Raw genomic sequence first — 16,951 nt, forward strand, 5'->3', positions numbered from 1 at the left:
GGGAGTCCTTCGAACCCGCTTCGAAGGACTCCCCATGGGGCCCGGTGGCGGGACCGGCGCCAGGATGTGGGGGGTCACGCCGGTGTAGAGGCACCCGCCACCGGGTGCCCGAAGGGCCCGCCGGGGGGGATGGGCGGGCCCGGTCCGGGGTGCGGTCAGTGCTTGGCCGCGCCCTCGGCGCCGGCCCCGGTCAGGGCCCGCACCTGGAGCTCGGCGAAACGCCGCGGGTTGCTCTCGCCCGAGGACAGCGTGCCGACGATCGCGCACAGCAGACCGAGCGGGATGGACACCAGGCCCGGGTTGGTCAGCGGGAACCAGGCGATGTCGATGCCCGGGAGCAGCGCCTTCTCGGTGCCGGAGAACACCGGCGAGAAGACCACCAGACCGACCGCGCTGATCAGACCGCCGTAGATGCCGGCGACCGCGCCCCGGGTGTTGAACCTCTTCCAGAACAGGCTCAGCAGCAGGGTCGGCAGGTTGGCCGAGGCGGCGATGGCGAAGGCCAGACCGACCAGGAAGGCCACGTTGAGGCTCTGGGCGAAGATCGCCAGGACGATCGACGCGGCGCCGATGCCGAAGGCCGACAGACGGGCGACCTTGATCTCCTCGTGCTCGGACGCCCGGCCCTTGCGCACCACGCTGTTGTAGAAGTCGTGCGCCAGGGACGAGGAGGAGGCGATGACCAGACCGGCCACCGTGGACAGGATCGCCGCGAAGGCGACGGCCGCGATGACCGCCAGCATCACCGAGCCGAAGAACTCGCCGCCGAAGTGCTCACCGACCTCCCGGGCCAGCTGCGGCGCGGCGGTGTTGCCCGCCGCGTCCTGGGCGGTGATGGCCTCCTTGCCCACCAGGGCCGCGGCGCCGAAGCCCAGGATCAGGGTCATCAGGTAGAACGAGCCGATCAGGCCGATGCCCCAGTTGACGGACTTGCGGGCGGCCTTGGAGTCCGGGACGGTGTAGAAGCGGATCAGGATGTGCGGCAGACCCGCGGTGCCCAGCACCAGGGCCAGACCGAGGCTGATCAGGTCGAGCTTGTTCCACATCGTCTGCAGGGCGTCACCGGGCACCTCGACGCCGAACCGCAGCCCCGGTTCCAGGAAGGACTGCCCGGCGCCGCTGGCGTTCGAGGCGTCGCTCATCAGCTCGCCGAAGTCGAAGCCGTAGATGGCCATCACCAGGGCGGCCAGGACGATGGTGCCGCCCATCAGCATGCCGGCCTTGATGATCTGCACCCAGGTGGTGCCCTTCATGCCGCCGAAGGTCACGTACAGGGTCATCAGGATGCCGACGACGACGATGCCCACGATCTTGGCGGTGTCGGCGTCCATGCCCAGGTACGTCTCGCCCGGCTGGATGCCCAGCAGAAGGGCGACCACCGCACCGGCGCCGACCATCTGGGCCAGCAGGTAGAAGATCGACACGGTGATGGTGGACACGGCCGCGGCGGTGCGCACCGGGCGCTGCTGCATCCGGTACGACAGCACGTCCGCCATGGTGAACCGGCCGGAGTTCCTCAGCAGCTCGGCGACCAGCAGCAGGGCCACCAGCCAGGCGACGAGGAAGCCGATGGAGTAGAGGAAACCGTCGTAGCCGAACAGCGCGATCATGCCCGCGATGCCCAGGAAGGAGGCGGCGGACATGTAGTCGCTGCCGATGGCGAAGCCGTTCTGCATACCGGAGAACTCGCGCCCGCCGGAGTGGAAGTCGGCCGCGGACTTCGTCTGGCGGCCCGCCCACACCGTGACGCCGAGCGTCACGGCGATCATGACGATGAACACCAGGATGGTCAGGGTGCGGCTGCTGGAGCTGACCTCCTCGGCCGCCAGGAGCGCGTGGGAAGCGGTGGTCGTCATGCCCGTCCTCCCGTCCGGCCGGCGGACGCGCCCGCGGCCGCACCGGTCAGCTCGGTCCGCAGGTCGTCCGCGAGCGGGTCGACCTTCCGGTCGGCGTAGCGCGCGTACATGATCGCGATGCCGAAGGTGCTGGCGAACTGGAGGACGCCGAACACCAGGGCCACGTTGACGTCGCCGAACAGGACCGTGGACATCACGTCACGGGCGTAGGCGGACATCAGCACGTACAGCAGGTACCAGGCGAGGAAGCCGACGCTCACCGGGAGCACGAACCTCATCAGGCTCCGCCTGAGCTGGTCGAAACGCGGATCGCTGTGCATGGCCACCATGCGGTCCTCCGCGTCCCCGGCGGGGTCCAGGGTTTGTTGTAGACGGTCTGCGGACACTGCCGCCTCCTTCATCGACACGACGCGATACGACACGACGTACGGGAGCGGAAAAGGAATGCGGGGAACGTAAGGTGCGTCACACTCGCGGTGAAGAAGCTGATCGCGGTGTGCGGCGAACGCCGGATACGCGCGCCGAACGGTAGACTGTCGTGCGCCGAACGGTCGCCTTTCCGCGCCGAGCGGTCACCCCTGCGGGGGAAGCGGCGGCGGAGCGCACACCCGGACGCGGGCCGCCTCCGTACGCGCCGTGCTTCACACCGTCCGCAGGCGCGTTACGCACCCGTTGCCGGGCGAAGCGGCGCCCGGGGGCGAGGCACGGTAGCGTTCGTGGCGTCATGGAAACCCTTGCCTTCATCCCCAGCCCGTCGTCGGGCGAGATCGTCATCGGACCGATCCCGCTGCGGGGCTACGCGTTCTGCATCATCCTCGGTGTCTTCGTCGCGGTCTGGCTCGGCGGGAGGCGCTGGGTCGCCCGCGGCGGACAGCCCGGCACGGTCGCCGACATCGCCGTGTGGGCGGTGCCGTTCGGCCTGGTCGGCGGCCGTCTCTACCACGTCGTCACCGACTACCAGCTCTACTTCGGCGAGGGCCGCAACTGGGTCGACGCCTTCAAGATCTGGGAGGGCGGCCTCGGCATCTGGGGAGCGATCGCGCTGGGCGCGGTGGGCGCCTGGATCGCCTGTCGCAGGAGGGGCATCCCGCTGCCCGCCTACGCGGACGCCATCGCGCCCGGCATCGCGCTCGCCCAGGCCATCGGCCGCTGGGGCAACTGGTTCAACCAGGAGCTGTACGGGCGCCCCACGGACCTGCCGTGGGCCGTGGAGATCGACAACGGCGTCGACACCGGCACCTTCCACCCCACCTTCCTGTACGAGTCGCTGTGGTGCGTGGGTGTGGCCCTGCTGGTGATCTGGGCCGACCACCGCTTCCGCCTCGGCCACGGCCGCGCCTTCGCGCTGTACGTCGCGGCCTACACGGCGGGGCGTTTCTGGATCGAGTACCTGCGCATCGACGAGGCCCACGAGATCTGGGGCCTGCGTCTGAACAACTGGACCTCGATCGTCGTCTTCCTGGCGGCGGTGGCCTACATCGTCCTCTCGGCCAGGCTCCGCCCCGGGCGTGAGGACGTGGTGGAGCCGGCGGCGGAGGGGGCCGGCGACGCCGGTCCCTCCGATGATCCCGACGGCACCGACGGCACCGACGGCGGCGCGACGGCGGAGGGCTCCGCCGAGGGCACGGGGAAGGCCGCGGGGGACCGGGCCGGCGGACCGGAGCGCGCCGAACCCGCCGGAGGGACGTCCGCCTCCACCACGGGCTGACCCGGCGGCGGGAGAACCGCACAGGCCCCGGCCGCGCCACTCCGGCGCGGCCGGGGCCTTCTCCGTGTGACGGCGAAAGCGCAGGTCAGAGAGGTAAGTTCGGCCTGCCTTGCTGGAATCGCACCCCGGGATGGACGTACTGTCGAGACGTCGGGCACCAGACGGGGGAAACAGGAGGCGCAGACGGATGTCGTCCATGGCCGGAGACGGGACCGAGATCACCCTGCGGCCCGGAGCCCCGAACTCCGCGCACCGCGACAACCACACCCACCGCGACGTGACCGGCGGCTGGCTGCGTCCGGCCGTCTTCGGGGCGATGGACGGGCTGGTCTCCAACCTCGCCCTGATGACGGGCGTCGCCGGCGGTGACGTGGACCGCAACGTGATCATCATCAGCGGTCTGGCCGGACTGGCGGCCGGAGCCTTCTCCATGGCGGCCGGCGAGTACACCTCGGTGGCCTCCCAGCGCGAGCTGGTCCTGGCCGAGCTGGACGTGGAGCGGCGCGAGCTGCGCCGCAACCCCGAGGACGAGCAGCGGGAGCTGGCCGAGCTGTACGTGGGCCGCGGCGTGGAGCCCAAGCTGGCGGCGGAGGTCGCCGAGCAGCTGTCCAGGGACCCCGAACAGGCACTGGAGATCCACGCGCGCGAGGAGCTGGGCGTGGACCCGGGCGAGCTGCCCTCGCCCGTGGTCGCCGCGGTGTCCTCCTTCGGCGCCTTCGCGGTGGGCGCGCTGATACCCGTGCTGCCCTATCTGCTGGGGGCCGCCGCGCTGTGGCCCGCGGTGCTGGTGGCGCTGCTGGGCCTGTTCCTGTGCGGTGTGCTGGTCTCCAAGATCACCGTGCGCCCGTGGTGGTACAGCGGGCTGCGGCAGCTCACCCTGGGGGGCGCGGCCGCCGCGGTGACCTACGGGCTCGGTACCCTGTTCGGAGTGGCCGTGGGGTGACGAGCCCGCCGCGCGGGCCCGCACCCGGCCCGGCCCGCCCGGTGCGGCCTGTCCGGCTGTGATCCGTTCAACTCCGGAATTCTCCGCTCGTCTATTACCCGCCGGTTTCAACCGTGTCACCGTTGGGAATGAACAATGAGCGCTTCTGGCAGTGTCGCCGGCGTCACCCGAATCCACGCGGCGGATGTACGCCGTATGTCCGATTCGACCCCAATGTAGGTCCGCATGATGGACCGAGGTGTCCACCCTTCGGGAGAAACCTCATCATGTAACCTGCACCGAAAATTTGTTCCGCAGAGGGCCAACGTCGTCCCTCGGCGCCCTTCGGACCCGGTCCGGAAGGCGCCACCAAGCCCCACATGACGACGGGAGAGCCGATGCGTGCTGCGCCCCTGACGGCCTACCCTGCCAAGCAGGGAATGTACGACCCGCGCGACGAGCACGACGCCTGCGGCGTCGGCTTCGTGGCCACCCTCACCGGTGAGGCGAGCCACACGCTGGTCGACCAGGCCCTGACCGTCCTGCGGAACCTGGAGCACCGCGGCGCCACGGGCGCCGAGGCCGACTCCGGCGACGGCGCGGGCATCCTGGTCCAGATCCCCGACGCCTTCCTGCGCGAGACCGCCGGCTTCGAGCTGCCCGAGGCAGGCTCGTACGCCGCGGGCATCGCCTTCCTCCCCACCGGCGAGACCGCCGGCGCCGAGGCCACCGCGCGCATCGAGGCGATCGCCGCCGAGGAGGGCCTGAACGTCCTGGGCTGGCGCGAGGTCCCCGTCGCCCCCCAGCTGCTGGGCAGCGGCGCCCGAGCCACCATGCCCGCCTTCCACCAGCTGTTCGTCGCCGACGGGACCAACACCGGCCTGGCCCTGGACCGCAAGGCGTTCGTGCTGCGCAAGCGGGCAGAGCGCGAGGCCGGCACCTACTTCCCGTCGCTGTCCGCGCGGACGATCGTCTACAAGGGCATGCTGACCACCGGGCAGCTCGAACCCTTCTTCCCCGACCTGTCCGACCGCCGATTCGCCAGCGCCATCGCCCTGGTCCACTCGCGGTTCTCCACCAACACCTTCCCCAGCTGGCCGCTGGCCCACCCCTACCGCTTCGTCGCCCACAACGGCGAGATCAACACCGTCCGCGGCAACCGCAACTGGATGCGCGCCCGCGAGTCCCAGCTGGTCTCCGACCTCTTCGGCGGCAAGGACGCCGGGAACCTCGAGCGGATCTTCCCCGTCTGCACCCCCGACGCCTCCGACTCCGCCTCCTTCGACGAGGTCCTGGAACTGCTCCACCTCGGCGGCCGCTCCCTGCCCCACGCGGTGCTGATGATGGTCCCCGAGGCGTGGGAGAACCACCCCTCCATGGACCCCGCCCGCCGCGCCTTCTACCAGTACCACTCCACGATGATGGAGCCCTGGGACGGACCGGCCTGCGTCACCTTCACCGACGGCACCCGGGTCGGCGCCGTCCTGGACCGCAACGGACTGCGCCCGGGCCGCTACTGGGTCACCGACGACGGTCTGGTCGTCCTCTCCTCCGAGGTCGGCGTCCTGGACATCGACCAGGACAAGGTCGTCCGCAAGGGCCGTCTCCAGCCCGGCCGCATGTTCCTGGTGGACACCGCCGAGCACCGCATCATCGAGGACGACGAGATCAAGGCCTCCCTCGCCGCCGAGCACCCCTACCAGGAGTGGCTCGAGGCCGGGATCATCGAGCTGGAGGACCTGCCCGAGCGCGAGCACATCGTCCACACCCACGCCTCGGTCACCCGCCGCCAGCAGACCTTCGGCTACACCGAGGAGGAACTGCGCGTTCTGCTCGCCCCGATGGCCCGCACCGGCGCCGAGCCGATCGGCTCGATGGGCACCGACTCGCCCATCGCCGCGCTCTCCACACGCCCCAGGCTGATCTTCGACTACTTCACCCAGCTGTTCGCCCAGGTCACCAACCCGCCGCTGGACGCCATCCGCGAGGAACTGGTCACCTCGCTGATCTCCTCCCTCGGCCCCCAGGGCAACCTGCTGGAGCCCACCGCGGCCTCCTGCCGCAGCGTCACCCTGCCCTTCCCGGTGATCGACAACGACGAACTCGCCAAGCTCGTCCACATCAACGCCGACGGCGACATGCCGGGCATGAAGACCGTCACCCTCTCCGGCCTCTACCGCGTCGGCGGCGGGGGAGCGGCCCTGGCCGAGCGGATCGGCGAGATCTGCGCCGAGGCCGAGACCGCCATCGCCGACGGCGCCCGCCTGATCGTCCTGTCCGACCGCCACAGCGACGCCGAGCACGCGCCGATCCCGTCGCTGCTGCTCACCTCCGCCGTCCACCACCACCTCATCCGCACCAAGCAGCGCACCCAGGTGGGCCTGCTGGTCGAGGCCGGAGACGTCCGCGAGGTCCACCACGTCGCCCTGCTCATCGGCTACGGCGCCGCCGCGGTCAACCCCTACCTGGCCATGGAGACCGTCGAGGACCTGGTGCGCGCCGGCACCTTCCTGCCCGCCGGCACCGACCCCGAGACCGCCATCCGCAACCTGATCAAGGCGCTCGGCAAGGGCGTGCTGAAGGTCATGTCCAAGATGGGCATCTCCACCGTCGCCTCCTACCGCGGCGCCCAGGTCTTCGAGGCCGTCGGCCTGGAGCAGGACTTCGTCGACACCTACTTCCACGGCACCGCCACCAAGATCGGCGGCGCCGGCCTGGACGTCGTCGCCAAGGAGGTCGCCGCCCGGCACGCCAAGGCCTACCCGGTCTCCGGCATCGCACCGGCCCACCGCAACCTGGACATCGGCGGCGAGTACCAGTGGCGCCGCGAGGGCGAACCGCACCTGTTCGACCCGGACACGGTCTTCCGTCTCCAGCACGCCACCCGCACCCGCCGCTACGACATCTTCAAGCAGTACACCCGGCGCGTGGACGAGCAGTCCGAACGCCTGATGACACTGCGCGGCCTGTTCGGCCTGAAGTCCGAGCGGCCCTCGATCCCCGTCGAGGAGGTCGAGCCCGTCTCCGAGATCGTCAAGCGGTTCTCCACCGGCGCCATGTCCTACGGCTCCATCTCCCAGGAGGCCCACGAGACCCTCGCCATCGCCATGAACCGGCTGGGTGCGAAGTCCAACACCGGCGAGGGCGGCGAGGACCCCGAGCGGCTGTACGACCCGGCCCGCCGCTCCTCGATCAAGCAGGTCGCCTCCGGCCGCTTCGGCGTCACCTCCGAGTACCTGGTCAACTCCGACGACATCCAGATCAAGATGGCCCAGGGCGCCAAGCCCGGCGAGGGCGGCCAGCTGCCCGGCCACAAGGTCTACCCGTGGGTCGCCAGGACCCGGCACTCCACACCCGGAGTCGGGCTCATCTCCCCGCCGCCGCACCACGACATCTACTCCATCGAGGACCTCGCCCAGCTCATCCACGACCTGAAGAACGCCAACCCCGCCGCCCGCATCCACGTGAAGCTGGTCTCCGAGGTCGGCGTCGGCACGGTCGCGGCAGGCGTGTCCAAGGCCCACGCCGACGTCGTGCTGATCTCCGGCCACGACGGCGGCACCGGCGCCTCCCCGCTCACCTCCCTCAAGCACGCGGGCGGCCCCTGGGAGCTGGGCCTGGCCGAGACCCAGCAGACCCTGCTGCTCAACGGCCTGCGCGACCGCATCGTCGTCCAGACCGACGGTCAGCTCAAGACCGGCCGCGACGTGGTCATCGCCGCCCTGCTGGGCGCCGAGGAGTACGGCTTCGCCACCGCCCCGCTGGTCGTCTCCGGCTGCGTGATGATGCGCGTGTGCCACCTGGACACCTGCCCCGTGGGCATCGCCACCCAGAACCCGGTGCTGCGCAGCCGCTACAGCGGCAAGGCCGACCACGTGGTGAACTTCTTCGAGTTCATCGCCGAGGAGGTCCGCGAACTCCTGGCCGAACTCGGCTTCCGCAGCCTGGACGAGGCCATCGGCCACGCCGAGGTCCTCGACGTCAGCCGCGCGGTCGACCACTGGAAGGCCCAGGGACTCGACCTGGCCCCGCTGCTGCACGTCCCCGAACTGCCCGAGGGCGCCGCCCGCCACCAGGTCGTGCCCCAGGACCACGGCCTGGCCAAGGCGCTGGACAACCAGCTCATCAAGCTCGCCGCCGACGCCCTGTCGGCCGACACCGCCGAGGACGCCCGCCCGGTGCGCGCCCAGGTGCCCATCCGCAACATCAACCGCACGGTCGGCACCATGCTCGGCCACGAGGTGACAAGGAAGTTCGGCGGCGCCGGCCTGCCCGACGACACCATCGACATCACCTTCACCGGATCCGCCGGCCAGTCCTTCGGGGCCTTCCTGCCGCGCGGTATCACCCTCCGCCTGGAGGGCGACGCCAACGACTACGTCGGCAAGGGCCTCTCGGGCGGACGCGTCATCGTCCGCCCCGACCGCGGCGCCTCCCACCTGGCCGAGTACTCCACCATCGCGGGCAACACCCTCGCCTACGGCGCCACCGGCGGCGAGATGTTCCTGCGCGGCAGCGTCGGCGAACGCTTCTGCGTCCGCAACTCCGGCGCGCTGGTGGTCTCCGAGGGCGTGGGCGACCACGGCTGCGAGTACATGACCGGCGGCACGGCCGTCGTCCTGGGCCGCACCGGCCGCAACTTCGGCGCCGGCATGTCCGGCGGCACCGCGTACGTCGTCGACCTCGACGCCGACAACGTCAACCCCGACATCGCCGCAGCCGTCGAACCCCTCGACGACACCGACCGGCAGTGGCTGCACGACATCGTGCGCCGCCACCACGAGGAGACCGGCTCCACCGTCGCGGAGAAGCTGCTCGCGGACTGGGAGACCGCCGCCGGCCGCTTCAGCAAGATCATCCCCCGTACCTACAAGGCAGTGCTCGCCGCCAAGGACGCCGCCGAGCGAGCCGGACTCTCCCAGGACGAGACCCACGAGAAGATGATGGAGGCGGCGACCAATGGCTGATCCCAAGGGCTTCCTGAACACCGACCGCGAGGTCGCCGAGACCCGCCCCGTACCCGAGCGCCTCAAGGACTGGAACGAGGTCTACGTCCCCGGCTCCCTGCTGCCGATCATCGGCAAGCAGGCCGGCCGGTGCATGGACTGCGGCATCCCCTTCTGCCACAACGGCTGCCCGCTGGGCAACCTCATCCCCGAGTGGAACGACTACGCCTGGCGCGGGGACTGGCAGGCCGCCGGCGAGCGGCTGCACGCGACCAACAACTTCCCCGAGTTCACCGGGCGGCTGTGCCCGGCCCCGTGCGAGTCCGCCTGCGTGCTGGGCATCAACCAGCCCCCGGTGACCATCAAGAACGTCGAGGTCACCATCATCGACAAGGCATGGGAAGCCGGCGGCGTCACCCCGCAGCCGCCCGAGCGCCTGTCGGGCAAGACCGTGGCCGTCATCGGCTCCGGCCCCGCCGGCCTGGCCGCCGCCCAGCAGCTCACCCGCGCCGGCCACACGGTCGCCGTCTACGAGCGCGCCGACCGCGTCGGCGGACTGCTGCGCTACGGCATCCCCGAGTTCAAGATGGAGAAGCGCCACATCAACCGCCGCATCGAGCAGATGCGAGCGGAGGGCACCAAGTTCCGTACCGGAGTGGAGATCGGCCGCGACATCGACGCCGCCGGCCTGCGCAGGCGCTACGACGCCGTCGTCATCGCCGCAGGCTCCACCACCGCCCGCGACCTGCCCGTGCCCGGCCGCGAACTGAACGGTGTCCACCAGGCGATGGAGTACCTGCCCCTGGCCAACAAGGTCCAGGAAGGCGACTACATCACCCCGCCGATCACCGCCGAGGGCAAGCATGTCGTCGTCATCGGCGGCGGCGACACCGGCGCCGACTGCGTCGGCACCGCCCACCGCCAGGGCGCGGCCTCCGTCACCCAGCTGGAGATCATGCCCCGGCCAGGCGACGAGCGCGACCCGGTCGGCCAGCCCTGGCCCACCTTCCCCATGCTCTACAAGGTCACCTCCGCGCACGAAGAGGGCGGCGAGAGGGTCTACTCCGTCTCCACCACCCACTTCGAGGGCGACGAGGACGGCAACGTCCAGGCCCTGCACCTGGTCGAGGTCGAGTTCGTCGACGGCAGGCCGACGCCCAGGCCGGGCACCGAGAAGCGCATCCCGGCCCAGCTCGTCACCCTGGCCATGGGCTTCACCGGCATCGACAAGGACAACGGCCTGGTCGAGCAGTTCGGCCTGGAACTGGACCAGCGCGGCAACGTCGCCCGCGACGCCGACTACGCCACCAACGTAGACGGCGTCTACGTCGCCGGCGATGCCGGCCGCGGCCAGTCCCTGATCGTGTGGGCCATCGCCGAAGGCCGCTCCGCGGCCAGGGCCGTGGACCGCTACCTGACCGGTGCCAGCTCCCTGCCGGCCCCGATCAGGCCGACCGACCGCGCACTGACCGTCTGACCCACCCCGACCGTCCGTACGGCGCGGGCCGGCCACCCCGGCCGGCCCGCACCGACACGGACGCGCACCCCGCGGCGCCGGCCCCTTCCCCGACCGGGGGCCGGCGCCGTGGCACGTCCGGCCCGTATCCGTCCACCGGAACGGGCGGGGAGACAGCGCCCGGAACGCATAGAGTCGGTGACCATGACGAACAGCGAGACCGATCCGTCGGTGCAGGCAGAACTCGACCGGCTGCGCGACAGCATCGACAACATCGACGCCGCCGTGGTGCACATGCTCGCCGAGCGGTTCAAGTGCACCCAGCAGGTCGGCCGCCTCAAGGCCGAACACCGACTGCCACCCGCCGACCCTGCCCGTGAGGCCCAGCAGATCGCTCGGCTTCGCTCCCTCGCCGAGAACGCCAAACTCGACCCGGCCTTCGCCGAGAAGCTGCTGAACTTCATCATCGCCGAGGTCATCCGCCACCACGAGACCATCGCCCGCTCCTGACCACCGGCGGCCACGCGGTATCGGCCGCAGGGCATCGGCCACGCGGTTCTGGCCGAAAGGTGCTGCAGGGGGCGCCCGGTGCACCCCGCACGGCCGATACGGCAGCATGAGCGGCATGCCCGCACTGACCCATGAAGAGGCGCGGAGCCGAGCCCGGCTCATCGACGTCCGGCACTACACCGTCGACCTGGACCTGACCCGGGGCGAAGAGACCTTCGGCTCCACCACCACCGTCCACTTCACCACCCGCGAAGCGGGCGACACCTTCGTCGAGGTACGGCCCCACACCCTCCACCGGGCCGTCCTCGACGGACGCGCACTCGACACCGCCTCCCTCACCGGCGGACGCCTGCCGCTAACCGGCCTGAACGCGGGCGAGCACGAACTGCGCATCGAGGCCGACATGGCCTACTCGCGCACCGGCGAGGGCATGCACCGCTTCACCGACCCCGCTGACGGCCGCACCTACCTCTACACCATGTGCTTCCAGACCGAAGCCCCCCGCGTCTTCGCCGCCTTCGACCAACCCGACCTCAAGGCCCCCTTCACCGTCACCGCCACAGCCCCCGAGGAATGGACCGTCCTGGGCAACGGCACCGCCCACCGCGTCGAAGGAGAGCCCGGCCGCTGGGAGTGCGCCACCACCCCACCGCTGAGCACCTACTTCGTGGCACTGGCCGCCGGCCCCTGGCACTCGGTGCGCACCGAGCACGCCGGCATCCCCTTCGGTTTGCACGTACGCCAGTCCCTAGGCAGCCACCTCGACGACGACGCGCAGGAACTGCTCGACATCACCCGCGCCTGCTTCGACCGCTACCACGAGATCTTCGACGAGCCCTACCCCTTCGACTCCTACGACCAGGCCTTCGTCCCCGAGTTCAACGCCGGTGCCATGGAGAACCCCGGGCTGGTCACCTTCCGCGACGAATACGTCCACCGCTCCGCCGTCACCGAAACCCAGCTCCAGACCCGCGCCGTGACCATCGCCCACGAGATGGCCCACATGTGGTTCGGCGACCTGGTCACCCTGCGCTGGTGGGACGACATCTGGCTCAACGAGTCCTTCGCCGAGTACATGGGCTACCAGGTCCTCGCCGACGCCACCCGCTTCACCGCCACCTGGACCGAGTTCGCCGTCGACCGCAAGTCCTGGGGCTACGACGCCGACCAGCGCCCCTCCACCCACCCCGTCGCCCCCGAACCCGAAGCGGTGCCCGACACCGCCACCGCGCTGCTCAACTTCGACGGCATCTCCTACGCCAAGGGCGCCTCCGCGCTGCGTCAACTGGTCGCCCGGCTCGGCGAGAAGGCCTTCCTCGCCGGCATCAACGACCACTTCGCCCGCCATCGCTTCGGCAACGCCACCCTCGCCGACCTCCTCGACTCCCTCACCCGCGCCTCCGGCCGCGACGTCCACGCCTGGGCCGACCGCTGGCTGCGCACCACCGGCGTCGACACCCTCACCCCGCACCTCACCACCGACGGCCGCCGCTGGCACCTGGAGACCGCCCACACCGGCAACCGCCCCCACCGCCTCACCATCGGCCTCTACGACCTCGACGGCACCGGAGCGGCGGACCGCCTGACCCCCCGCGAACCACTCACCGCCGACATCTCCGCCGACAGCGGTCACACCCTCACCGCCGACGGCCCCCGCCCCGACCTCGTCCTCCTCAACGACCGCGACCTCACCTACGCCAAGGTCCGCCTGGACACGGGCTCCTGGCGCACCGTGCGACGCGCCCTGGCCCACCTGCCCGACCCCCTCACCCGCGCCACCGTCTGGAACGCCGCCCGCGACATGGTCCGCGACGGCCTGCTGCCGCCCGCCGACTACCTGGACACCGCACGCGCCCACCTGCCCCACGAGAGGGACGACGCCGTCGTCGCCGGCGTCCTGGACTTCGCCCGCCACGAGATCGTCGACCGCTACCTGCCGCCAGGGCAGCGCACCGCCGCCCTGGAGATCCTCACCGACCTCGCCGGCGCCCTGCTGGAGCGCGAACCGGCCGGCGGCGGACGCGACGGGGGAGTACAGCTGACCGCCGTACGCGCCGCCATCGACAGCGCCACCACCCCCGGCGACCTCCACCACTGGTGGACCACCGGCATCCTCCCCGGCGGACGCCCCCTCGACCACGAACTGCGCTGGCGGCTCCTGCACCGCCTCGCCGTCCTCGGCGCCGTGAACACCTCCGACATCGGCGCCGCCCACGATGCCGACCCCAGCGCCACGGGCACCGAGGGAGCCACCCGCTGCCGCGCGGCCCTGCCCGACCCCGCCACCAAGGAAGCCGCCTGGCAGGCCCTGTTCGAAGAGGCCGACACCCTCTCCAACTACCTGCTCAAAGCCACCTTCCAGGGCTTCTGGCACGCAGAGCAGCACGACCTGCTGCGCGACTACGTCCCCCGCTACTTCGACCAGGCCCCCGCCCTCGCCGCCCGCCGCGGCCCCGCCATCGCCCAGGCACTGGGACGGCACGGCTTCCCCCGCCCCTTCACCGATCCCGGCACCCTGGACCTGGGACAGCGGTGCCTGGCCGACGACTCCCTCACCCCCGCCCTGCGCCGCCCCCTCGCCGACGAACTCGACGACCTCGCCCGCGCCCTGCGCGTACGCGCGGCGCACTGACGCGCGTGGGTGCCGGGTCCCGTCCACGGACGGGACCCGGCACCCACGGACCGCTCATCGCATGTCCGCGCAGGGATCGCTTTTCATGAACTCATCACGGTACGCGACGATGAATCTTTCCATGGCCTCGGCGTTCGGTACTCCTCCATTCCTCACCCTGGCTGTGAGGAAGATATCCCAGTCCTTGCCCTGTTCCGTGCAGCGCACCGCAGCCACCGCGTCTTCTTTGGAATGCACATAGGTCCCGTCAGCGGACTTCCTGTCCGGGGTCGCGTAGGCCTGCCGGACTGCAAAGCGCTCCGTCGGCCAGTCGGGTTCCCACCATTCCCAGGTCAGCATGAAAACACTCTTTTCGTCCACCGAGACCCTGCAGAACCAGTCGATGCGGTCAGTTTCTTCGGTCTGGTCGATCTCCTTCCCTGGCGGAAGGAAAGGCTCAATCATTTCTGCATCGATATCCGTGCTGCACAGCGACTCGGGCACTGTGTATTCCCGGTACTCCCGCTCATTCTTCTCAGTCCCGCATCCGATCACCGAGGTCAGGGTGGCAAGAAGCAGGATGGCCACGCGATAGCCGCCAGATATCTTCACGATGCGTCACCAGACGATCTCATGCCAACTCCTTCAATGTGGCTGTTTCCCGTCTGAATGGCGGCCGCGCTTTGGATGCCTTCGATTGTCTCATTATTTAGGCTGGAATGTCTGACAGAGGCGCGCAAGACAGCCTCCTTGGCCGATTCGGCAGCTGCCTCGCGAGCCAGGACATAATCCCGCCTACCGTTTTCCTTGATATCGGCGACGTCCTTCTCGGCGCTCTTCACCACGCTCTCCGTGATGTCCTCGGCCAGCCAGTTGACGACCTCTCCCACCACCGGAACCCGCTCCGGAATGAGCGACGTTCCCAGTTCAACGGTGCGGGTGGCCCACTTTCCCTTGTCGCCCGCGGCCTCGTTGAAGTCCTTGGCGGCCGCCGTGTTGTAGTCGTGAACGGCGTCGGCACGGGCATCGCTCATGATGCCCGCCATCACGGCGCCGGGAGCGACCGCGCTGCTCACCTTCTGTTCCAGGGAGACCATCGACTTGTCCTCCCCGCTGAAGACCCCGTCGAACACCTTGTCCACCATCAGCGTCGTGTACGACTGCTGGGCGCTGGTGATCGTGCCGTACGCGTCCGGATCCTGGCCCACCTCGCCGAGGAAGCTCACCACGTGGCTGGTGTTCTCGAAGACAGCCGGCACGCCGTTGACCGGGAAACTGTCCGAGGCCGGGGAGTCCCCGTACATCGACCGCTGGAAGTCGCCGATGTACTCCGCCGTGATGTTCCCCAGACTGTCCCGCAGCACATGGAGAGGACCGGACTTCAGATCCCCGAACTTCTCGTCCTTCAGGTTCTCGTTGTGGCGGATCAGCTCGGGATGCTCGCCGAAGTGCGCCACCAGGCGTTCGGTGAACTCCGCACGTTCCGAGGTGTGCTCGATCGGTTCCGTCGACTGACTGTCGTACGCGCGCCCGGTCGCCGCCGCCTCCAGCGCGTGCCCCAGTGCGTTCGGCCCGTGCTCGAGAGCGTCCTTCAAACCGTCCGTGCCCGGCTTCGCCAGGCTGTCCGGCGGCCACTCGAAGTCCTCCTTGAGGAACTCGTCGAAGTACTGGTAGCCCAGCTTCGCTCCCTTGTCGACGGTGCCGTCCTCCCGATACACCGTCGGGTCACCCGTGAAGAACCTCTCCGCGGCCTCCGGGCTGTGCCCCAGCGCCTCCAGCACACTCGTCAGCGGGTCGTAGCCGGCCCCGCCCCTGCCCGACGGGTTGTAGCCGAGATCCGCATCGCCCGTGCCCACCGGTCTGTTCGAGGTGAACCGCGTGGGCTCGTCGTGGTGGAGCTGGGTGATGTGCTCCGCGATCGGGGTGAGGAAGTCCGCGTCGTACTCCCCGTAGCGCATGATCCCGCCGAGGACCTGGTAGCCGTACGGCTGCGGGCCGAACGGGCCCGGCTCCAGATCGATCTGCTGAGTGCCGAGCCTGCGGAACTCCTCTCCCCAGCCGGCGGGCAGGTGCGTCTTGTTGTCCGGGTCGGTGGCGGTGGCCAACGCGATGCCCATGTTCCGCTGGAGGTCCCGGGACAGCGCCAGCCGCCCCTCGTTCTCCTCCCCGTCCCCCAGGGTGCCGTCGATCGACATCCGGGCGTAGAACCGCAGGGCCTCCTCGGGGCCGCCCAGCCCCTTGTAGAAGGCCGTGGAGAACTCCGGGTCCTCGGCGTTCGCGCCCACCAGGCCGTTGAACTCGCGGTACTGGGCATCCGACATGTCCGGGCCCAGCTTAGCCAGCTTCACGGCGCGCTCGGCCTCGACCTCGTCCAGGGAGCTGTACTGGGCATGCCCGAAGTTGTAGGGATCGCCGCCGTGGACCCTCTTCAGCGCCCGTGCCGCCAGGTCGTCGATCTCCTCGGCCCGCGCGATCAGCCGGTCGATCCGGTCCGCCAGGTCCCCGCCCGCCCGGCGCTGCTCCTCGGAGGGGGCGCTGTTGTCCGGCTGGCGGTCGAGGGAGAACCCCACCGTCCCGTCACCGTTGTCCCTCACCCGGATGCCCTGCTCACGGCCTCCCTCGACCTCCTTGATCAGGTCGGCCTGAACGGACTTCAGGTCCGTGTGCGCGTCCCTGAGAATGTTCCTGATGCTCCTGGCCTGGGCCGCCGCATCGTCGAACTCCTTGGCCGTCTTGCGGACGAACGGCTTGGTGACGGTGGCGTTCTCGCCCTTCCAGTCGGCCTTCTCGGCCTTGGCGGCCATACCGGTGCGGGCCTCGTCCGCCAGCTCCCCCAGTTCGGTGACCACCGAATCCCAGTCCGACACCGCATCCGACAGGCCGGAGAAGGAGAAGCCGTACAGATCGGTGAAGGTCAGCTTGGCCATGGTGCCGTTTCCCCG

Annotated in this window: 10 protein-coding genes; 6 read left to right on the plus strand and 4 right to left on the minus strand. The window is 70.1% G+C overall.

Features of this window, described 5'->3' with window-relative positions; genetic code table 11:
- Positions 1 to 155 precede the first annotated feature (155 nt).
- Together IQ279_RS01910 and IQ279_RS01915 are read right to left on the minus strand one after the other, a co-directional pair.
- A complete protein-coding gene (locus IQ279_RS01910; protein ID WP_206346470.1) occupies positions 156 to 1,856 on the minus strand; it encodes a monocarboxylic acid transporter in 1,701 nt (566 codons plus the stop codon).
- Positions 1,853 to 2,242 carry a DUF485 domain-containing protein gene (locus IQ279_RS01915; protein WP_307792024.1) on the minus strand — a complete coding sequence of 130 codons (390 nt, stop codon included), beginning with the start codon at positions 2,240 to 2,242 and terminating at the stop codon, positions 1,853 to 1,855. Before IQ279_RS01915 ends, IQ279_RS01910 begins: the two co-directional genes overlap by 4 nt.
- Positions 2,243 to 2,580: 338 nt before the next feature.
- On the opposite strand from IQ279_RS01915, the gene lgt reads away from it, so the two are divergent.
- The 6 genes from lgt (at position 2,581) to pepN (ending at position 14,030) form a co-directional block, all read left to right on the plus strand.
- Positions 2,581 to 3,564 carry a prolipoprotein diacylglyceryl transferase gene (gene lgt, locus IQ279_RS01920; protein ID WP_206346472.1) on the plus strand — a complete coding sequence of 328 codons (984 nt, stop codon included), beginning with the start codon at positions 2,581 to 2,583 and terminating at the stop codon, positions 3,562 to 3,564.
- A 196-nt stretch (positions 3,565 to 3,760) separates the two neighbouring features.
- Positions 3,761 to 4,507: a VIT1/CCC1 transporter family protein gene (locus IQ279_RS01925; RefSeq protein WP_206346667.1), complete on the plus strand. Its 747-nt coding sequence runs from the start codon at positions 3,761 to 3,763 to the stop codon at positions 4,505 to 4,507.
- Between the two features lie 377 nt (positions 4,508 to 4,884).
- Positions 4,885 to 9,453: a glutamate synthase large subunit gene (gltB, locus tag IQ279_RS01930; protein WP_206346473.1), complete on the plus strand. Its 4,569-nt coding sequence runs from the start codon at positions 4,885 to 4,887 to the stop codon at positions 9,451 to 9,453.
- The gene (locus tag IQ279_RS01935; protein WP_206346474.1) at positions 9,446 to 10,909 is read left to right on the plus strand and encodes a glutamate synthase subunit beta; all 1,464 of its coding nucleotides are present in this window, start codon (positions 9,446 to 9,448) and stop codon (positions 10,907 to 10,909) included. The genes gltB and IQ279_RS01935 overlap by 8 nt, the downstream gene beginning before the upstream one ends.
- Before the next feature lie 183 nt (positions 10,910 to 11,092).
- A complete protein-coding gene (locus tag IQ279_RS01940; RefSeq protein ID WP_206346475.1) occupies positions 11,093 to 11,398 on the plus strand; it encodes a chorismate mutase in 306 nt (101 codons plus the stop codon).
- A gap of 115 nt (positions 11,399 to 11,513) precedes the next feature.
- A complete protein-coding gene (gene pepN, locus IQ279_RS01945) occupies positions 11,514 to 14,030 on the plus strand; it encodes an aminopeptidase N (protein WP_206346476.1) in 2,517 nt (838 codons plus the stop codon).
- 54 nt (positions 14,031 to 14,084) lie between these two features.
- Here the strand turns inward: pepN and IQ279_RS01950 are convergent, their stop codons facing one another.
- On the minus strand, positions 14,085 to 14,621 hold the full coding sequence (locus IQ279_RS01950) for a hypothetical protein (protein ID WP_206346477.1): 537 nt from the start codon (positions 14,619 to 14,621) through the stop codon (positions 14,085 to 14,087).
- A complete protein-coding gene (locus IQ279_RS01955) occupies positions 14,618 to 16,936 on the minus strand; it encodes a DUF6571 family protein (protein WP_206346478.1) in 2,319 nt (772 codons plus the stop codon). Before IQ279_RS01955 ends, IQ279_RS01950 begins: the two co-directional genes overlap by 4 nt.
- Between the last annotated feature and the right edge of the window lie 15 nt (positions 16,937 to 16,951).

This window comes from Streptomyces verrucosisporus (assembly GCF_017114865.1).
Taxonomy (GTDB): domain Bacteria; phylum Actinomycetota; class Actinomycetes; order Streptomycetales; family Streptomycetaceae; genus Streptomyces; species Streptomyces fenghuangensis.